Annotated in this window: 14 protein-coding genes; 3 read left to right on the forward strand and 11 right to left on the reverse strand. The window is 66.4% G+C overall.

What is annotated here, in order from left to right; all coding sequences use genetic code 11:
* Nucleotides 1-157 precede the first annotated feature (157 nt).
* From ACIPJ2_RS03115 to ACIPJ2_RS03140, 6 genes are read right to left on the reverse strand one after another with little or no spacing between them, the layout of a single operon-like run.
* A complete protein-coding gene (locus ACIPJ2_RS03115; protein ID WP_402727520.1) occupies nucleotides 158-1453 on the reverse strand; it encodes a TrpB-like pyridoxal phosphate-dependent enzyme in 1296 nt (431 codons plus the stop codon).
* Nucleotides 1450-1722: a phosphopantetheine-binding protein gene (locus ACIPJ2_RS03120; RefSeq protein WP_402727521.1), complete on the reverse strand. Its 273-nt coding sequence runs from the start codon at nucleotides 1720-1722 to the stop codon at nucleotides 1450-1452. Before ACIPJ2_RS03120 ends, ACIPJ2_RS03115 begins: the two co-directional genes overlap by 4 nt.
* Complete coding sequence (locus ACIPJ2_RS03125) at nucleotides 1706-2818, reverse strand: hypothetical protein (RefSeq protein ID WP_402727522.1); 1113 nt, start codon at nucleotides 2816-2818, stop codon at nucleotides 1706-1708. Before ACIPJ2_RS03125 ends, ACIPJ2_RS03120 begins: the two co-directional genes overlap by 17 nt.
* Nucleotides 2815-4332, reverse strand: a complete 1518-nt coding sequence (locus tag ACIPJ2_RS03130) for a serine hydrolase domain-containing protein (protein WP_402727523.1) — start codon at nucleotides 4330-4332, stop codon at nucleotides 2815-2817. The genes ACIPJ2_RS03125 and ACIPJ2_RS03130 overlap by 4 nt, the downstream gene beginning before the upstream one ends.
* On the reverse strand, nucleotides 4218-5477 hold the full coding sequence (locus tag ACIPJ2_RS03135; protein WP_402727524.1) for a DegT/DnrJ/EryC1/StrS family aminotransferase: 1260 nt from the start codon (nucleotides 5475-5477) through the stop codon (nucleotides 4218-4220). The genes ACIPJ2_RS03130 and ACIPJ2_RS03135 overlap by 115 nt, the downstream gene beginning before the upstream one ends.
* The gene (locus ACIPJ2_RS03140) at nucleotides 5474-6529 is read right to left on the reverse strand and encodes an NAD-dependent epimerase/dehydratase family protein (RefSeq protein WP_402727525.1); all 1056 of its coding nucleotides are present in this window, start codon (nucleotides 6527-6529) and stop codon (nucleotides 5474-5476) included. Before ACIPJ2_RS03140 ends, ACIPJ2_RS03135 begins: the two co-directional genes overlap by 4 nt.
* Before the next feature lie 162 nt (nucleotides 6530-6691).
* On the opposite strand from ACIPJ2_RS03140, the gene ACIPJ2_RS03145 reads away from it, so the two are divergent.
* The 3 genes from ACIPJ2_RS03145 (at nucleotide 6692) to ACIPJ2_RS03155 (ending at nucleotide 10174) form a co-directional block, all read left to right on the forward strand.
* The gene (locus ACIPJ2_RS03145) at nucleotides 6692-8023 is read left to right on the forward strand and encodes an MFS transporter (RefSeq protein WP_402727526.1); all 1332 of its coding nucleotides are present in this window, start codon (nucleotides 6692-6694) and stop codon (nucleotides 8021-8023) included.
* A 649-nt stretch (nucleotides 8024-8672) separates the two neighbouring features.
* The gene (locus ACIPJ2_RS03150) at nucleotides 8673-9689 is read left to right on the forward strand and encodes an HIRAN domain-containing protein (RefSeq protein WP_402727527.1); all 1017 of its coding nucleotides are present in this window, start codon (nucleotides 8673-8675) and stop codon (nucleotides 9687-9689) included.
* Nucleotides 9690-9832: 143 nt separating this feature from the next.
* On the forward strand, nucleotides 9833-10174 hold the full coding sequence (locus tag ACIPJ2_RS03155; protein ID WP_402727528.1) for an Lsr2 family protein: 342 nt from the start codon (nucleotides 9833-9835) through the stop codon (nucleotides 10172-10174).
* 518 nt (nucleotides 10175-10692) lie between these two features.
* On the opposite strand, the gene dnaB is transcribed toward ACIPJ2_RS03155, so the two are convergent.
* From dnaB to ACIPJ2_RS03180, 5 genes are all read right to left on the reverse strand, one after another.
* Entirely contained in the window at nucleotides 10693-12060 is a 1368-nt protein-coding gene (dnaB, locus tag ACIPJ2_RS03160; protein WP_281266276.1) for a replicative DNA helicase, read from the reverse strand.
* Nucleotides 12061-12695: 635 nt separating this feature from the next.
* Complete coding sequence (locus ACIPJ2_RS03165) at nucleotides 12696-17132, reverse strand: FtsK/SpoIIIE domain-containing protein (protein ID WP_402727529.1); 4437 nt, start codon at nucleotides 17130-17132, stop codon at nucleotides 12696-12698.
* Entirely contained in the window at nucleotides 17132-18070 is a 939-nt protein-coding gene (locus ACIPJ2_RS03170; RefSeq protein WP_402727530.1) for a hypothetical protein, read from the reverse strand. Before ACIPJ2_RS03170 ends, ACIPJ2_RS03165 begins: the two co-directional genes overlap by 1 nt.
* Entirely contained in the window at nucleotides 18067-18777 is a 711-nt protein-coding gene (locus ACIPJ2_RS03175) for a hypothetical protein (RefSeq protein ID WP_402727531.1), read from the reverse strand. Before ACIPJ2_RS03175 ends, ACIPJ2_RS03170 begins: the two co-directional genes overlap by 4 nt.
* Nucleotides 18774-19427 carry a hypothetical protein gene (locus tag ACIPJ2_RS03180; RefSeq protein WP_402727532.1) on the reverse strand — a complete coding sequence of 218 codons (654 nt, stop codon included), beginning with the start codon at nucleotides 19425-19427 and terminating at the stop codon, nucleotides 18774-18776. Before ACIPJ2_RS03180 ends, ACIPJ2_RS03175 begins: the two co-directional genes overlap by 4 nt.
* Nucleotides 19428-19431 lie beyond the last annotated feature (4 nt).

Here is a 19431-nt window from a genome sequence, read left to right on the forward strand (position 1 = left end):
CTCACCCGCGCCGAGACACTTTCATAAACCGCGTAGATCTGCACGCACTCCCCCTTGAGCAGCCTGTTAGGATTCACCAACGGCACCGGGCGGCGAGCACCTTCGCGCCGTACGGATCACTGCGGGCCTACTATGACGACGCCGTAGACGATCCGGTCTACACTGTAGACGCTACAGCAGGACGTCGAGATGGTAAAGCACTTACTCTCGGTGCGAGTTCACCGTCCAGCCAAGCACGGTAGGCATTGGCGTCGTAGTAGCCATGATCGGACAAGCAGAAAACGACTGGACGCCCTCTGTTCACCTCATCGGTCGCCTGTAGGCACGCATCGTGTACCGCGTAAGCTGACTCCGCGGACGGTAGGACACCCTCGCTTCGGAAGAACCGCCGCGCGCTCTCAAATACTTCCGGCTCGTCGTAGGCCGCAGCCTGAATGTCGCCGCGACGGAGAAGTTCGCTCACCAGCCGTGGTGCTGCGTGGTACCGCATGCCCTCGGCTTGGATCTGACTACCCACATGGTCGTATCCGAGCGTATACATGGCCGCACGAGGGCTAGATCCCGAATCGTCGGTCTCGTCGAAACGGTAGGCCCCTCTGGTCAGAAGAGGGTAAGCAGTCGATTCAATCGACCTGATTGAAGTCGACGACCCCTCTTCCCAGAACGGCAACCCTAGACCGAGCAGATTCTTCCCGCCACCCAAATAACCGATCAACACGGCGCGCTCCACGGCTTCCGGTCCCTCTGCAGCCTTAAGCTGCTCAACGGCCTCGATTCCAATGGTTGTCGTGTGGAGAATAGCGAACGGCTCGCTGCCGCCTAGCACCCAGCGGAGGTCCTCAGAAGACGCGGCTTCCTGCACCGCGTGCGTCATCGCGGCCGATAAAGAAGTGCGGCCGGCCGAATCTGGAGGAGCTGGCAGTACCTCCGCTCCCAACATCTCCATCGCGACGCGACGACCAGGCTTGCCGTAATAGCTGCCAGGAACCATATAGATGCGGCAGCGCAGGCCAAAGCGCTGCGCTGCAGCAGCAACAGCGGTGCCCCACTGCCCCGCCGCTGTAGAGGTGACAAGCGCCGTCGCACCGCTTTGCGCGTGATAGTACGCCTGAGCTAGCGCCGTCAGATACTTGTGTGACCCCGCGATGTTCCTTGTCTCGTCCTTGAAGTACAACGGCGAAGTAGCACCAATATCCGCTTCAAGGCGGTGGGCGCGTAGGAGCGGCGTAGGCCTCCACTCCCGATACGCCGCGCGTATGGAATCCGGAATCTGAATCCAAGTTTCGAGCGGAAGATTTTGGCGCACCAGCGCTTTCGGCGTGTTGATTTTGAGACGATCGCTACCGTCTCTTTTTGCGCGTCGAGACGCTCCCGCCGATGACCGCTCGTTCTGATCCTCGGTAGGAAACCCGATCGAGCGCCCTGCGAGCGCGTTGTACCAACGATCACTCATTGCGATTCCTCTTCAACCGCCCGTTCAACTAGCTCAACCAAGTCCCGTACAGTGCGAAGGTCCGCGGCCATCACAACACCATCCTCAAGATCGACTCCCAATCGGTCCTCAAGGTGAATGAGTAGCTCCATGAAACTGAGCGATGATAGGGACAAACCGCCCTCAAGGAGAAGGGTGTCCAGTTGAATGTCCTTCTGAGTCCGTACGCCGGCTCCTTCTACGAGTGCTGCGGTGACGGTCGTCTTGATCTCTTCACGAGTCAGAGTCACGTGTGCCTCCATTGATCAGCAAATTGTTGACTGGTTGACTTCTGTTCATTAGAAGCGCTTCCTCGGCGTATTCTGCCTCGACGACGCGGCCGAACGCCTCGCGCAAGGGTCCGACTCGAACTCGGCCCCGGCGGGCCGACAACTCTGCGTACCTAATGATTTTCGGCAGGTCGGCCCAGGCCCGAGCCGCAGAATCAGCAGCTGTACGCCTCTGACCAGTTACGCCCGGAACCAGATCGAGGGCAGAAGATTTCAGGCTACGGTGACGCGCCGCAACCCAGATGTCGTCGGCCTCAGTGAAGTCGCCTGCGGTGCAAAGTTCGTCGAATCGTGCAGCAAGCGCTGCGACTGCCTCGGCACCCGACTGCCAGGCATGTGCTCCTCGATCCGTCGCTACTGGGCCCGTGTAAGCCGACTGTGGTGAGGGGCCATGCGTTGAGGCCGGGAGACGCAGACCGAAGAATTGATGAACGTGACCGGAAACACCATCTAAATCCGGATCACCGTCGGGATCCGACCAGGCATATCGCTCCCTGAGAACCTGAACCCGGTCAAGTTGAGGCGCCATGGCAATCTCCGCGTCTGCCGCAACCCAACCGGACCAGGGGGACTGCTCGCCGTGCTCGTCGACGGAGCTAAACCAATCGACGACGTGCCACTCGCCCGCACGCACTCCGTCGATAACAAACCAGTGCGGGGCACTTTCACGGCCGCGGCGGACACTCCACGGGAGCCGGCCAGCATCGCCGACCACGATGACGCATCCTCCAGCCTGAACGAGATCCGCAAAGTACTGACGAGCCTCAGCGAAACTGTCGGTGCCCTGGCGACGCGGTGTCTCCGGGAAAAGACTTCGAAGGCTTGTGCGGTGATGCCGAAATACGATCAGGTCGTTCTCAAACCTGACCTGAAGGCCGACCTTCTCACCGACGGCCACCCTCCAGTCCTTTCTGGGTCCCTTGATGAGGCCGAGCGCGCAGGCTATAGCTGCCGTGTAGCACGACAGGTATCGAGCCTCCCGTGGCGCTACCACTTGGTTGTTGCTTTCAACGACTGCGCCGGTCCGGCGCCTGGCGGTCGAATTGAGGTCGCTCATGTCGCGCTCGTGCTTCCTTCGGTCCTCGAGTAGGGGACTCCGTTTAGCTGCACGTAACGCGGAAGTCCCTCGGCACCGCGGACGACCCCAAGGGCCACATGCGTACTCGTGGCATGTGGTGCCCAGGGGGCGGCTATGGATCGCTCTTCGGAGACCGAGACCCATCGGTCCGGTCCGAGCATCGACAGGCGGACGGTCCTGCTGCCCTCCGTGACAGCCAGCGCCGATCCTTCACTCTTGATGCGCAGCGCGCCGACGCCCGGCCGGCTCCACAACCCAACAGGAGGAGCTCCGGTCGCCTGCGACCGCCCCGACGCCCTCATCGGCTCTCCGGGCATTCCGCACATCCGACGCATGACTGCGTACCGGGCATCGCGAATTTCATCGCCGCGGTTGTCCATCCATACCAGCCCAATATTTTGTCTAGGATCCATCACCAGCTTCGCCCACATACCCCCAAAAAATCCTTCGTGGCCGAGCAGGATACCGCCGTCTTCAAGGTCGGTTCGATAGCACGTGAGACCGTAGTTGGTTGCGACGTCGAGGCCGATTTCGGCCTCGACGAGGTGCATTGATCTCAGCGTCTCTCCTACAGGTCCGTTCCCGCGCGCCGCAGAAAGATGCTCCGCACCGAACCTGGCGACATCGCTTGGCGTGGACCAGCACCTAGATGATGTCTCGTAACGGGTTCCGAGACGCGCGTCGTGCCCTGGGCGAAGCCGTCCGGCACGATCGACAAGATGATGCCGCGCATGAGTGACGGCCGCGACTTCCTCTGGCACGTACGACGTCGAACCCATTGCGAGCGGCTCGATAATAAGCTGGCGCATCAGCTCGCGGAAGGGAAGGCCGCCAAGCCGTTCCATGATCAGCCCGAGCACACTTATGCCCATGCTCGAGTACGAATACACGTCGCCGGGGCTCGCCACGCGTTCCAGGACTGGCACGTCATGCTCGACCGCGACAGAAAGCCCATTCGGCGCCCGATCTTGTGCGTGCCTCGTTAGGGCGTCGGTGCCAAGGCCGGATCGATGACTCAAGAGCATACGTGCGGTAATGTCGTTCACGTCAGGCCCGACGGTCGCCGCTGGTATGTAATCTGATATAGGCCGATCAATATCCAGCAAGCCGCTGGCCGCCATCCGCAGAGCAGCTGTTCCGGTCATCATCTTGGTTATCGAGTAAATTCGAAAGACGGTCTCGGGTGTCATAGCGGGCGCACCCGCCCGCGACGAACTGAACCCGGACGATGCGGCTACTAACGGCCCGTTTTCATTGAAGAAGCACACCGAAACACCCGGAACATTATTCTCGTCGCGGAATATCTCTAGTTCTTGGCGCAACTCCGCGACGTTCGGGAGCGTTCGCGTGGTGGCCGACTGATGATGCCTCGAGTGGTTCAACAATCTTTCCGCATCTCTTCGAGGACCGACGCGACGACAGCAACCATGTACTCCGCCTGCTCGTCGGACAACTGGGGTGAGATAGGAAGGTTCACGAGTTGGCGGAACCATACGTGTTCCGTTACCGGAAGCTGTCCGAGAGCGTTACCCCGCATCCGCCATTCGGGCAGCAGGTGCAACGGGAAGTAGCGAAGCACCACCTCAATGCCAGCCTTACTCAATCGCCTAACCAGCTCATCCCGATCGATCTCGTCTCCGTCGAGCAGAAAGGCGTATAGATGCCGGGCATGCTCGGCACCTTCAGGTGTCTGCAGTACCCGTACTCCGGGCACACCACGCAATCCGTCGTCAAGCAGTGAGGCGAAGTGCCGTCGGCGATCGGCGAGGGCGGGCAGCCTACGGAGCTGCGTTCTTCCGACGGCTGCAGCCACCTCGCTCATCGTCGCGTTTACGCCTTCGTGGCGGACCGTCAAACAGTCGTGGGTGTAGGCGTTCTTCTCATGATTCTCGGGCCGAGGCGCATTGGCATCACCGTGAGTGTCAAAGAGCACCGGTGCACTCCGTAGCGCGAATTGCGCGTCGGGATTTATCGCGCGCATCTCTCTGATTCGGTGGGCCGCGACTTCGTCATTCGTCGTGACCATCCCGCCCTGTCCCAGAGTGGAAATGTTCTTCAAAGAGTGGAAGCTCCAGCATGCCAGGTCGCCCCACGCCCCCGCTGACCGCCCCGACAAGGAACCCCCGAGTGCATGCGCGCAGTCTTCCACGAGCGAAATTCCGTGGTCGTCCGCTATGCGGCGCAAGGAGTCGACGCCCGCGCAAAGTCCGGCATAGTGCACCGTGAAGATGGCCCGCGTGCGTGATGTAATTAGCGACCGAACACTGTCGGGGTCTAGGCAGAGTGTGCTCGGATCAATCTCCGCGAATCGCACACTAACACCGGTAGACAAGAGCGCCGTAATCGTCGCTTGGAACGTCAGAGCAGGAGCGATTACCTCATCGCCGTCCTTCAGATCCAATACGCGTGTCACCAGGCCGAGCGCGGTCGTGCAGCTCGTGACTGCGACAGCATGACGGACTCCGACCATCGCGGCAAATTCTTGCTCGAAGGCTTCAACTTGTAGCCCGCTCGAGAGGTGTTCGTTCGAACGCATCAGGGACAAGACCGCGGTGACGTCATCCTCGTCAAATCCGCTACCTTGGCCATGCTGGGGTACGACGAGGCCCGTGCTGTTGCTAAGCGTACTTCGGGTCATTGCTCTGCCGATGCAAGCACAGGCGCGAGCTGCCCGTTGAATTTTTCGGCCCGGAACGCAGTAGGCAAGCCAGGGAGTTCCGGATTGGGACCTAGCTCCTCGATGAGCTGCCGTATCCCCTCGCGCAGCTGTCGGGGAGCGGGTACCCCGAGCGCTTGAAGCTTCGTGACGTCCGGGACGTGCCGATATGAGTCGTCCGTCACAGTGCCATCCACCGCAACCTCGACCTCTCGGCCGCTGACCTCAGCGATCATGCTCACGAGGTCCGACATGCTGTACTCGCCGCCTGTTCCGAGGTTGTAGACCTCGCCGGACTTACCGGCGGAACCGAGGGTGATGAGAGCGGTGGCGAGATCATCGACGTGAATGAAGTCGCGCGTTTTGTCATTGGGGGACCCAACAACCAACACTGGGCGCCCGTTGAGGTGCCAGCGGAGGTACTGCCCGACCTCACCGCCAGCGGTTTTCGGATCCTCACCCGGCCCGTAAATCGTAAACGCTCGACCGATGACGGTGTCCAGGCCGTACGAGTGGTGGTAAGACTGAACGATGTGCTCCGCTGAGAGCTTGGATGCTCCGTACGGCAGGAACGGGTCTGTCGCATGATCTTCGCCGATCGGCGTATAGCGCGGACGCCCGTAAACCATCGCCGTTGAGAGAAAGACTAGACGCTGCACACTCGCAGTGAGTGCGGCGGCGCAAACGTTCAAAGTGGCCGAGGCATTCGTGTCGAAGTCGAATTGCGGGTCCGTCACGGATCGTGTGCCACTGGCGTTTCCCGCCAGGTGGTACACCATGTCGACGCCCTCGAAGGCAGCCGCCGCCTCTTCGGGGCGTCGCAGGTCTGCGCGGTGGTACGAGCAACCGAGTTCAGTCACGCTCACTGCGGCGCTTTCGGGAAGAACGTCTACAATTCGAACGTCGCCCACCGCTATGAGTTGCCTAACGAGACGGCTCCCGACAAATCCCAGGCCGCCTGTAACGGCGTAACACGGTCGCCTTCCGCCCGGTATCGCCAGCTGACGGTGCTCAACGACTTCCTGATTGCTCAAAAGTTCCTCCTGGCCGTGTCCATTCCCGAGGCAGCGCCCCTGTCCAAGTCAGCCCCACGGCCATGTAGAGGTTGAGCAGTGCGGCTGTAAGCGATGTGTAGTGAGGGACCCAAGCGACGGCCAGGAGAGGACGTCTGGCGCAGGATGTCGTAGCGTTCGGGTATGCGCTCAGGGGTGATCGTGCTCTGTCTCGTCCAGTTCGTCGATGTGCTCGGCGTTACAAGCGTGGTGACTGCCATCCCCGCAATCCTCACTGGGATCGGGGCACCATCGGTCGCGGCCGGGCCTGTCTCGACGACCTACGCGATGTTCTTCGGTGCGATGTTGATCCTGGGAGCACGGCTTGGCGACCGGTACGGTCATCGGCGGATTCTCTTGACTGGTATCGCCGTCTTCGGCGCGGTTTCAATCATCGGCGGGACTGCCGCGGACCTGCCCCAGGTCCTGGTCGCCCGAGGCGTGCAGGGTGCCGCTGCCGCGATCTCCGCCCCGTCCGCGCTCCGGTTGATCCTCCACGCGACTCCTAGCGGTGGCGAACGTGCCCGAGCACTCGCCGCATGGAGCGCCGTCGGAGCGATGGCGGGTGCGACCGGATTCCTCATCGGAGGCCTGCTGACCACGACCTTGGGCTGGCGTGCAGTGTTCTGGGTCAATGCCCCGGTGTCCGTCGTGCTGTTCATCGCAGTTCTACTCGCGATCCGCGAGCAGCCGTCCGATCGCGACCCTAGACGGCTCGATGTGCTTGGGGCGCTGCTGCTCGTAACTGCCGTCATGCCCGTGGTTGCCGGTGCTGCTCTGCTGGAACGGGCGGAGTCCCGCCTTATTGGAGTTGCGCTCCTAGTCGTCGGTGCAGCGGTTGGCGGGCTCCTAGTTTGGCGCTTCCGGGCCGCAGAGTCTCCCTTGGTGCCAAGGGCCGCATTCAAGGCAATCAACCTTCGACGCGGAACCATTCAGTCCTTTGTCAACACCGCGACCACAAGTTCGGCTTCGGTGCTCGCGACGCTCGTTCTGCAGGAGCGGCTCGGCGTCTCGCCGTTGTTATCCGGCGTCACACTGATGAGCTTCAGCGTCGCAGTGATCGCGGGCTCCGCCGTTGCTGGACGCGTCGCCAGTAAAGTCGGGCCAGACCGCCTCGCCGCTGCCGGCCTCGCGACGATCAGCTGCGGCAACATCGTTCTGGCTCTCACGTTCGGATCCTGGTTCGGAGTGGGTGCCGGCGCTGCCATTCTCGGCTTCGGTCTCGCTGCGGCGTCGGTAGCTGCAACTGGTCTAGGAACCACCGTCCCTGGGGCGCTGGAAGGAACTGCCGCGGGAATCGTCAACACCGGAGCGCAAATTGGGACCGCGATCGGTACCGCTATCGTGGTCCTGGTCGCGACATCGTTGAGCGCTCCGGTCGGGTGGCTCGTCGCGGCGACTGCCGCGGCTGCGTGCGCGTTTTGGTGTGCAACCCGAAGCCAATCGCATGGACGCGCTTCATCGTCCGCCTCTTAGCTACTGAGACTCGGCTCCCACAAACGCTGTAAGCGTCCGAATCAGCGGTGCGGCCGTCGGCTACCTCACCGTGACGACGCGCGAGTGTTCGTGCCGGTACTGCATCGGCTCGCTGCGTCCGGCGTCACTGCCGTCGTTCCCGCGCGTGTTGCGGGCGCTGTCCGTGACAATCAGGAGGGACCGATGCCGCGCAGCGGCGCGCTCTGTACCTGGGCTGCAACATCGCGAGAGAGCGCGAGCAGGGCGCGGGTGGCGGGTTGTCTTTATCGACGCCCGCCATGCGCGAGAAGGAAGCGTCGCGCTCTTCTCGTCGTTTGCTCGACGAACGGCGTCAGTCCCTTCGATTCCGAACGCCGCACGCAGCGCCATATAGATCCGGTCTCGTACCCAGGCTTCGAGCTGCCACCATCGGGCGTACATTGCGATCGGCTGCTGCGGTGTGCCGAGCGCGTGCGCGGGGCCGATCGCGTCTCCCGCCGCTCCATGGAGAATGGCTGGGACGCTAACTTCGGCGGCAGGGTCCGTGTGAGTCACAATCGGCCGCGCCGCGCGAGCCGTTACCGACGAGGGGCAGGCGCCGAGAGCAGTTCCTGAGCGATTTTCGTCCACGAGTTGATGCAACTGGGGTTTCGCTCACTATGTTGTGTCTGTGAGCACGTCGATGTACGCGGTCCCGAACGCGACCTGGCCGAACTACGAAGTCGCCGGTGAGGCGCAGTACGAGGACGCGATCCGTCCGCTGCTTGGTCGTCTGACGAAGGATCAAGACAGGGAACTGCACACCGAGGCCACGTTGATTCCCGAACCGGACAACCCCTACGACGCGAACGCTGTCAGCGTCCGCATCAGTGGCGCAGTCGTCGGCTACCTCACACGTGACGACGCGCGAGTGTTCGCGCCGGTATTGCATCGGCTCGCTGCATCGGGCGTCACCGCCGTCGTGCCCGCGCGCGTGTGGGGTGTGGTTCGTGACAACTGGGAGGGCACCGGTACGCGCTTCCACGCGAACGTTCGAGTCGCGTTGCCGGACCCGCACCTCTTCGTGCCGCTGAACGAGGGGCCGGACGAGCCATATTCGATCCTGCCTTGGGGCTCAGGCTTACAGGTGACCGGTGAGGAGAAGCACTTCGATGTGCTCGCGCCGTTCGCCGGGCTTGCCGATCGCTCGTTGCTCCTCGTCACGCTCCATCGAGGTAGCGAGGAAAAGGCCCGCGGTGGTCAGCGGGAGTTCATCGAGGTGCGGGTGCGTGGCCAGCGCGTTGGAGAGATGAGCACGCAGTCATCACGGCACTTCTTCGCACTGGTCGACCACCACGCCGCGAAGGGCCTCACGGCAGCCGCATGGGCGCAAGTGAAGGGCTCTGCGCTTGCTGCTGAGGTTGTCCTGCAGGCAGCCAAAGCCAGCGAAGTCGACAACGCGTACCTTCAGGGCGCACCCGTCACGATGCCGCGCCTTGTCGAGCCCGCCGGCCGATACGACGTCCCGCCGGCGTACTCGGGTCCCGCGCCGCAACCGAGACGAGAGCGCACGACCCCCAATGCAGCACGATCGGCTGCCGCCAAGCCTGCCGCTGCGGCGGCGAAATCGGGTTGCGCGCTCGTGGCCGTTGGCCTCCTCGGCGTGAGCGGCGGATTCCTCACTGCCGTTCACCACCTCCTGAGCTGACGAAACTGCAGGATGCGCGCAGCTGCGACTGCACGTTGCGGCGGACAGACGACCCGTCGCCCCACGGGAGCGCGCCCAGCACCGAGTAATCAGACATGCCACAATGAACGACGCATCAACCATGAAGCGGAAGGCAGCAACAAATGGCGCAGCGAGTAACGACCCATCTTGTCGATGATCTGACCGGCGATGTCATCGAACCGGGTGATGGCCGCACGGTGTCATTCTCATTCGACGGTGCAGAGTACGAGATCGACCTCACCGAGAAGAACGCAGAGTCACTGCGAGAGGCCCTGTCGGACTACATCGCCGCCGCACGAAAGGTCAGCCGCACCTCTCGCGCCCGTACCAGTAGCGCAGCCAAGCGTGGCAATGCGGACGACCTGGCAAAGATTCGGGAGTGGGCGAACAGTAATGGTCACGAAGTATCGTCTCGAGGTCGGATCAGTCAGGCGGTCCGCGACGCGTACGACGCGGCTCACTAATCAAGATCTCCCCCTCGATCGGCTCTTGCGTTGCCGGCAACCGGCTGATGACCGCGGCCGCGGCTCCGCGTCTAAGGCACTCGGGAAGCGATTCGCATGTCTCCGTCGCCTGAAACGCGTCGCGCAGTGATGCTCGAGCACCGGGAGGTCACGACGTCGTACCGTCCCCCTCGCGTTGCCGTTCTTATCTATTCCGGCTCTTCCTGGCGAGAGTGGGCGCGAGCGGCCCTCTCGGTGATTACGGGTATTTGGGGCGGCGAGGGCTTCGTGCTCGTGCCCTACTCAGCCGACGGTGCGGTGTCACCGACGCTGTTGCGCCACCTTCGCCGATACGACCCGGATTACCTTGCAGTCTTCGCCCCGGGAAGAGCGATGTGGTCTGCGCTGTCGCCGGAGGCGCTGCACGACCCTCTCATCAATGGCGACGACGCCGATGCTGACATCAGCGTTGAGGATTCGGTCGCACCGAGCGCAGCAGCGGCACCAAGAAACGATGCCTCCGCGACACCGACGAACGCCTACTGCGGCATGTCCACGAACCGCGAGAACATCCCGTGGAACGCCACCGTGATCGTGTCCGTCGGCCCGTTGCGGTGCTTCGCCACGATGAGGTCCGCTTCGCCCTGCCGCGGGTTGTCCTTCTCGTAAGCGGACTCACGGTGGAGCAGGATCACCATGTCGGCGTCCTGCTCGATCGAGCCCGATTCACGCAGGTCGGAGATCATCGGCTTCTTGTCTGCTCGCTGCTCAGGTCCACGGTTCAGCTGCGACAGCGCGATGACAGGGACCTGGAGCTCCTTCGCCATGAGCTTCAGCGCTCGCGAGAACTCGGAGACCTCTTGCTGACGCGACTCGACCTTCTTGCCGGAGGTCATCAGCTGCAGGTAGTCGATGACCACGAGCTTGAGGTTGTGCTGCTGCTTGAGCCGGCGGCACTTCGCGCGGATCTCGACGAGGGTCATGTTGGGGGAGTCGTCGATGTAGAACGGGGCGTCGTTGATGCGCCCGCGAGTCTGCGCGATGGTGGTCCAGTCGCGGGAGTCGACGGTTCCCTTGCGCATGTGCTGCAGCGGAACGCTGGTCTCGGCGGAGAGCAGACGCATCGCGATCTCGGCGCGACCCATCTCGAGCGAGAAGAACGCGGCGGTCTGGTCGTGCTTGACGGCTGCTGCGCGGCAGAGGTCGAGCGCGAGCGTGGACTTCCCGAGTGCGGGGCGGGCGGCGATGATGATGAGCTGTCCCGGGTGGAAGCCGTTCGTCAGGCCGTCGAGCTGGGCGAACCCGGTCGGGACACCGGTCATCTGCCCGTCGCGCCCCTTGGCGGCTTCGATCTCGTCGATGGCGGCACCGATGGCGTCGGTGAGCGGCACGTAGTCCTCGGTCTGGACGCCGCCGGCGACGTTGTAGACCTCGGCCTGGGCGCTGTTGACGAGGTCGGTGACCTCACCTTCGGACGCGTAGCCCATCTGGACGATCCGGGTCCCGGCGTCGACGAGGCGACGGAGCACGGCCTTCTCGGCCACGATGCCGGCGTAGTACCCGGCGTTCGCGGCCGTGGGCACCATGCTCGTCACGCTGTGCAGGTACTCGGCGCCACCGGCACGGGACAGCAGACCGGTCTTGGTCAGCTCGTCGGTGACGGCGATGACGTCGGTCGGCTCGCCGTGGGAGTAGAGCGACAGGATCGCGTCGAAGATGACCTCGTGCTTGGGGATGTAGAAGTCCACGCCACGTGCGGTCTCGATGACGTCGGCGACGGCGTCCTTCGACAGGAGCATGCCGCCGATGGTCGACTGCTCGGCGAGGAGGTCGTGCGGCGGCGTGCGCTCCATGCCACCACGCTCCGCGTAGTCCTGCGGTGCGGGATCAAGATGCGCGATCGACACACGGTCTCCTCTTGTTCTGCGACCTGCCCCGGACGAAGCCTGTCCAGGCAGTACTACCCCGAGCGACCGACATCCCCGAGTCGCTGGGCCAAGCTACGGGTACGAAGTTATCCCCACAAAACATGCCTGTGGATAACTCTGTGGACGAATCGCGGAACACGCCGGAAGTTCGTGTGGACAACTGTGGACAATGCTGTGCAGAACCGACCCACCGAACACACTTTCGACGGCTTGACCTGGGGTTTTCGATTCCACACTGTGTGTGGAGAAGTGGGGTTCAACGTGCAGTTGAAGGTTCCCGATTTGACGTTTCCACTGTGTAAAACGACTTGACAAACGCGAGCCTGAGGACAACTTTCCCGGCTGGCTCCCAGGCGCTCCCGGCGCCGCGCCGGACGTAACCGGTCAGGCCAGCGCACCCGAGCCTCCAGGCCGCCGCGCAGCGGATCGGTAACCGCCCAGCGCGACCGCGTCGACAGCCGAGATCAGCGAGACGCCGCGCCGGAGCCGAGACGCCGCCGCTTCCGACGGCGTCTCGGCTCGACGAACGCGTCTCGACGGACCGGCGGCGCCGAACCGCAAGCCGAGCCGCAAGCCGAGCTCCAAGCACCGAGCGACCCGACCCGCGCCGCGCCTCAGCGCTCGGCCAATTCCCCGGCCTCGCTGCCCGTCCGCGTCGACGCCGTCACCAACGGCACCTGCAACGTCGACGCCAGCCCGGTCCCCAGGTGCACGAACGCCGTCCCGGGCTCGATCCGCGTGGAGATCGACGATCGGGAGATCCGGACGCCGATCAGGTCCCCGGCGAGCGTGTCCTGCGGCGAGAGCAGCGCACCACGACGGTTCTTCTTGGCGTCGACCTGCCAGCCACCGAACCCGGCGGCGAGCCCGGTCGTGTTGCCACCGAGCAGCAACCCCTGCCGGTTGTCCGCAGCGGCACGGCCCCAGTCGCGCAACCACTTCGCCGCGGAGCAGTCGATGAGGAGCTCTCCGTCGTCGACGACCAGCACGGTCGGCACCCCGGAGGGCGTCAACACGGGGGACAGCTCCTCCACAGTGACGTCGTCCCCGGTGAACACCGCGCGGACGCCGGGCAGCCCGGCCAGGTCCCGGACGGCACCCTGTCGCGGCGCGAGCACGACGAGCTGCGTCCCACTCGCGAGCAGCGACCGCGCCATCGACGCGAGCATCGTCGAACGCCCGGATCGGGACGGCCCGGCGACGATGAACGTGCCGCCTCCGGTGGACAGGTCGACGGTCTGCAGCTCCATGTCGTCGCCACCGATCCCGGTCACGGCGACCATCGGCGTCAGCGCAGGAGCCGATGACAGCGCGAGCGCCCCGTCGAGGTCCAGGTCCTTCGGCAGCGCGTCGACGCGGAACGGCCGCGGGGCCGGCGCGGACGGACCCTCGAACGAAGAAGCCAGAGAGACAGCCAACGCCCGGATCGCAGCCGCCTGCCCCTGCCCGGACACGTCCGGCCCGAGCGAGGCGAACTGCAGCTCGATGCCCGACTCGGCGCGGAACCCACGGCCGGCCGGGATCGACGCCGGGAGCTTCCGGTGGTTGATGCCGCCGAGGGAGTAGTCGAGCCGGTCGGTCAGGCGCAGGACGATCTTGTCGTCGGTGAGCGTCGACATCCGCGACGACAGCAGCGTGCGGTCACCCGAGATCACGATGTGGATACCCGCGGCCGCTCCGTCGCGGAGGAGGGACTGCACCGAGTCGGTCAGGGCACCGCCGTCGACCTCGCCCAGCGACGTCGTGAAGTTCTCCCACCGGTCGATGAGCACGAGCACGTGCGGCAGCTGCTCTCCTGGCGCGGCGAGGAGCCGCTGCTCGGTGATGTCCGAGGCACTCGCGGCGGCGATGACGTCGTGCCGACGGGCGGTCTCGCGACTGAGCCGGTCGATGAGCCGCGTCGCACGCTCGACCTGCGTGCGCTGCACGACCGCGCCGCAGTGCGGCAGCGCCTGCAGGGACGCGAGCGCGCCGTTGCCGCAGTCGATCGCGTAGAGGTGCAGGTCGGTGGAGGGGATGGCGGACGCGGCGGACGCGGCGATCGTCCGGAGCGCCAGGGACCGCCCGGATCCGGGGGCTCCGACGATGAACAGGTGGTTGAAGCGGTCGAGGTCGATCTCCGCCGCGCGCTGCTCCTGGGTGTCCGGCATGTCCTCGGTGCCGAAGGGGAAGCGGAGCGCGTCCTCGTCGGCGGTCAGGGCCCGCCCGGCTCCGACGGCCGCCGTGCCGACGGCGTCGAGCGGCAGCAGCTCGGGCAGCGGGGGCAACCACGGACTGTGCAGGGGGCCGATCCCGAGTCGCTCACGCGCCTCGCCCATCGCACCGACGAGCACCGACAGGTCGGTCGCGGCCGACGCTCGGTCGCTCCGCACAGGTCGGGCGGGCGGTGCGGTCGCGAAGTCGCGCCAGTCGAGCACACGGACGAACGGGAGGCTCGTGGCCGGGTCCTCGTCACCGGCCCACTTCCCGCCGACGCGAGCCGATTGGAACGGCACGACCGACGAGTGGCCGAGGCGCGCGAAGGCGCGCCCCGGCACGCTCTTCGGGATGCGTGCCGCATCCGCGACATCGATGACGTCGGTGCTCTCACCCGAGTCCGTCATCCGGAGTGCGACACGGAGGTTCGTGTTCGCGCGGATGTCCGGGCCGACGACGCCGCCCGGGCGCTGCGTGGCGAGGATGAGGTGCACGCCGAGGGACCGGCCGCGCTGGGCGATCCCGATCAGGCCGGACACGAAGTCGGGTAGCTCGGTGACCATCGCGGCGAACTCGTCGATGACGAGCACGAGCCGCGGCATCGCCTCGCCCGTGCCACCGCGTTCCAGATGCGCCTCGTGGTCCTCGATGTCCTTGGCCCCTGACGCCGCGAGGATGTGCTCACGACGGGTGAGCTCGGCACGGAGCGACCGGAGCGCACGCTCGACGAGGTGCTGGTCGAGGTCGGTGACGAGCCCGACGGTGTGGGGCAGGTCGGACGCCACGCTGAAGGCAGCGCCACCCTTGTAGTCCACGAGCACGAAGGTCATCTGGTCCGGACGGTTGGCGAGTGCGAGCGACGCGACGAGGGTCTGCAGGAACTCGGACTTGCCCGAACCGGTCGTGCCCGCGACGAGACCGTGCGGGCCGTCCTTCACGAGGTCGAGCGCGAATGCGCCGTCGATCCCGACGCCCACGACCGCCGAGGTCGTCGCTGCGCCGCGCTGCCACCGCTCCGCGACGATCGCCCCGGACGGCTGCGGCAGGTCGACCACGTCGAGCAGTCGCGCCGCGTCGGGCACCAGGCCGTCGCCGTCGGAACCGCTCGTGTCCCGCAGCGGGGACACGGCACGGGCGACGTCGTCGTACCAGTCCTCCTCGACGCGGTCGGCGAGCACGAGCTCCACGGGCGCGGAGAGCTGCCGCCGCAGGACCAGCTCGGTCTCGGTGCGGTGGGTCACCGTGGCGACGCACTCCTCGGGGAGCTGCCACTCCTCCTCGTCGATGCACACCAGCCGGATGCCGCACGCCGGTCCGTCGCGGAGGAGTCCCACGACACCGGGCATCGCGCGCAGCCGACGGGCGCCGTCGAGCACGACGACGATCTCCGGGGAGAACCGCGCGCGCATCGAGCCGTTCTTGGTCCGCTCGGCTCGGCGCTCGGCGAGTACCTGGGTCAGCTCAGCCAGCCGGCGACCGATCGTCTCGCCGTCGGCACCGATCAGGGCGAGTGCCTCCTGGCCACCGGTCGGTCGCAGATGGGGGAGCCACATCGTCCATGCCCAGTCCGGCATGTGCTGCTGGGCGGTGAGCACGACGAACTGCACCTCGCGCGGGCTCTGCGTCACGGCGAGCTGTCCGAGCACCCACCGGCCGAGCTCGCGCGGCGACGGCCCGGCCCCGGCGATCCCGAGCACGCCGACCTCGGCGAGCGGCACGGTGACCGGGACGCCCCTGGTGATCCGGTCCTCGTGCGTGAGGCCGTCGAGGTCGCGGTCGTCCTGCACGGTGACCGTCGAGGGCAGGTCGCCGATGCCGATCCGGACGTGCAGGTGGTCGGCATCAGAGGGTCGCCGCTCCCAGAGTCGACGCCCGGGGGTCGTCGCGACGACCCGCAGCGATCCGGCGTCGGACGACGACGACCTGCGCTCGTCCCGCTCGGCGAGCACCGCGGCGTCGATCGCCCGCTCGAGCGCCGCGACCCGCTCCCGGTGCTCTGCGGTCTGCTTGCGGTGGCTCTTCTTGCCCGTCCGTCTGGCGGTGACGGTCTGCCCGACGACCATGATCGGCGTCATCGCGGCGAACAGCAGGTAGAACGGCGAGTGGAACACCGTCGCCATGACGATGCCGAACATCGCCGGGACGAACACCATGATCCACGGGATCGCGGACCGCTGCGGCGGCACGGGCGGCTTCGGGATCCGGAACTGCGTCGTCAGGAACGGGGGCAGTAACCGGGGAGGCCGGTTGAAGTCCAGCTGTCCCGAGTCCGGCGGACGGAGCAGCATGCGGTCCACGACCTCGACCGGGCGCACCGTGAGCACGGTCGATCCGAGGCGCACGAGCGCATCGGGGACCCAGTCCACCCACTCGTCGCCGATCTCGTCCTGCTCGATCGTGACCGAACCTGCTGAACCGGTTACCGGCTCGTCCACCGGTGCCTGCCGGACCGTCACGGTCCCGTCGAAGGCGATCCGAGCCTCCAGTCCGGGGTGGTCCGCAGCGTCCGCGCCGACGGTCGGCGACCCGTCGTCAGCGACGGCGATCCGGAACGTGCCGGGTGAGAGCCGGCGCGTCCGGCCGGCGTCGACACCACCGACGACCAGCAGGTGGACGATGCCTCGTTCGACTTCGGGGCGGTCCGCGCCGCCGACGTGCAGCACCGCGCCGTCGACCAAGCCGCTCCTGGCGAAGGGGACGTCGCCGTCCGGTGCGTCCTGCGGCATCGCCGCGCCACCGGTGCGGCGAGCAAGCGCGTCGACCACACTGCGCATCGGGGTCTGGCCGGGCGCGTCGACGAGGACGTCGGAGGACTCGCCGGAGACGTCGTCGACGACGGTGACGACGACGCGCATCAGGCGTCCGCCTCCACGGCGTCCGGGAGCGCTGCGGGATCGGTCTGCGTCGTTGCCGACTGCGTTGATGCCGCAAGGGGCATGGACAGACCGACGTCCATCCACCGGACCGTCCCGAGGACGTCCGAGACGTGTGTTCCGTCGCGGCGGGCCTCGATCGTCCACCGGGCGAGCGGGTGCGGCGCGGCCGCGACACAGGCCCACCGGCCGCCGGGCCGCTCGAGGAGCCGGGCGAGTTCGCGTCCGTCCTCCCCGGACGGCACCTTCGCCACGACCAGGAGGCCCGGGGTCGCGTCCGCCGCGACGGCCGCGATCGCGTCGCGCACCGACACGGCCACACCGAGCGTCGACCCGGTGCCCACGCTGAGCACCGCGGTCCCCGTCGCCCACGGATCGGTGCGGACCTGGTCGACCACGCGGCGGAGCACCGCCTCGCGTGCGGCCTGCTCACCCCGGAGCGCGACGATCCCACGCACGCGACGCAGGTCGACGAGGACGTTCTCGTCACCATCGGTGCCGAGGGAGACCACCGTGGCGAACTCGTTCGGCGCCGGTGCGGTCAGCGGCACGGCCTGCAGCGCCCACATCGGGGCCGACCACGAACGACCATCGGGGGTGGCGGTCCACGGCTGCGGTGGCGCGATGGTCGGGGAGGCGAGATCGAGCCGCACGGTCGTGCCGACCAGGATGCGGACCGCGCCGGGGAAGACGACCCCGGCGGCCGCGCACGAGGCGTCCACCGCGCGGAGGACCCGGTCGATGCCCCACGGCGCCGCCGGGTCACGGCGGACCTGGTCGGCCCACGCGAGCGCGTCGGTCGCGGTGCGCCGACGGACGGCGACGATCGTCGGGATCACGAAGGCCAGGGTCCCGAGGAACAGCACGACCGACATCGTCAGGAGCAGGTGCGACTCGGGGTGGGCGAAGGACCAGGTCACGCGGCTCCTCCGAGCTCGGCCAGACGGCGTTCGAGGGTGGTCGGTTCGGCTCCGGGGACGTCGGTCCAGCGGAACGTGGTCATGATCGCGTCGAAGAGCGAGACGAGCGCGTCGGTGAGCTGACCGTCGGCGTCGGGCAGGCTGATCGCGGAGAAGGACATCACGACCCACCGGCCGGGCCGGTGCGGGACCGGGATCGTGTACACGACCTGGCGGTCGTCGACGACGGGGAGGTCCTGGCCGAGCCCTGGGAGTTCCGTACCGGGGTCCGCTCGCCGGATGGTGGTGTCGGTCCGGGCGGCGATGCCGCCGTCCACCTCGCGGATGCCGGGGTCGTCCTGGTCCCGACGGTCGGGCAGGGCATCGGCGAGGATCTGCGCGATCACCTGCTCAGGGGCCTCGTCGGACTCGTCGTCCACCTCGGTCTCGATGACGGACACCGGGGGCGTGAAGCCGTCGACGGGCTGCACGGGCAGGTACACCGCTGTCGCGCCGTTGTCGCCGGCCTCGACCACGGTCGCGGTCAGGCGCTTCCGCATCTCCTGTCGCAGCGGTTCGGCACGGTCGCGGGGCAAGTCGTCCGGGAGCGCGTTGGCGATCACCTGCCGGACGATCGTCCCGAGTTCCTCGCGGTGAGCCTCGTCCGCGGGGAGTCGCGCCCACCCCGGCGGGACGACCATGAAGAAGGAGGCGGTCGGTTCGGTCATGCGGCCACCTCGTTGCGGATCGCGGCGAGCAGGTCGACGACCTCTGGTCCGAACACCGGCACGACGTCGAGGTCCCTGGTGCGCCAGAGGACGCGGGTGTCGACGGCGGGGCCGTCCCCGCCGCCTTCCCGCCGGACCGCACACACCGTCGCCCAGATCGCGCCGTCGTCGTCGAGGTCGTACCGGGTGACGACCGGCCCCTCGCCCCCGACGTGCTCGGGGAGTTCGTCGACCGCGGGCTGCTCCACCGGGAGCCCACCGTCGGCACCGGCGAGCTCGAGGAGCGCGCGGGTGCCGTGTGCGCCGTGTCCGTCGTGTGCGTCGTCTCCGTCGGCGATCCCGACCGAGACCACGACGGGGAGCGGCCACCGGTTCGGGACACCGAGGCCCGCGACGAGCCGGTCCCCGCCGTCGAGCGAGGCGCGGAACTCGAGCAGGGTGTCGAGCGCCGTCTGCGGGTCGACCTCCCGGCCGTCGTCGAAGATCCGCTGCTCGCCCTCGGCCTCGCGGTCCACGTGCACGATCGCCTCGAACAGCCGGAGCACCTCGGCGCGCCACTCGGGGGTCACGTCGGCGACGTCCGGTATGACGAGCCACTGCGGGGACTCGACGTCGATGCTCGACGTGACGGCCGGTGCTGCTGTGGTCATGGCG

The organism is Curtobacterium sp. NPDC090217, from assembly GCF_044746705.1.
GTDB lineage: Bacteria > Actinomycetota > Actinomycetes > Actinomycetales > Microbacteriaceae > Curtobacterium.

Bases quoted from the DNA above. Each gene is read 5' to 3' on its own strand.
- ACIPJ2_RS03175 (WP_402727531.1), bottom strand. From the start codon at position 18,777: ATGACCGAACCGACCGCCTCCTTCTTCATGGTCGTCCCGCCGGGGTGG.
- ACIPJ2_RS03145 (WP_402727526.1), top strand. From the start codon at position 6,692: ATGCGCTCAGGGGTGATCGTGCTCTGTCTCGTCCAGTTCGTCGATGTG.
- ACIPJ2_RS03130 (WP_402727523.1), bottom strand. From the start codon at position 4,332: ATGGTTCCGCCAACTCGTGAACCTTCCTATCTCACCCCAGTTGTCCGA.
- ACIPJ2_RS03115 (WP_402727520.1), bottom strand. From the start codon at position 1,453: ATGAGTGATCGTTGGTACAACGCGCTCGCAGGGCGCTCGATCGGGTTT.
- ACIPJ2_RS03165 (WP_402727529.1), bottom strand. From the start codon at position 17,132: ATGCGCGTCGTCGTCACCGTCGTCGACGACGTCTCCGGCGAGTCCTCC.
- ACIPJ2_RS03180 (WP_402727532.1), bottom strand. From the start codon at position 19,427: ATGACCACAGCAGCACCGGCCGTCACGTCGAGCATCGACGTCGAGTCC.
- ACIPJ2_RS03135 (WP_402727524.1), bottom strand. From the start codon at position 5,477: ATGACCCGAAGTACGCTTAGCAACAGCACGGGCCTCGTCGTACCCCAG.
- ACIPJ2_RS03125 (WP_402727522.1), bottom strand. From the start codon at position 2,818: ATGAGCGACCTCAATTCGACCGCCAGGCGCCGGACCGGCGCAGTCGTT.
- ACIPJ2_RS03155 (WP_402727528.1), top strand. From the start codon at position 9,833: ATGGCGCAGCGAGTAACGACCCATCTTGTCGATGATCTGACCGGCGAT.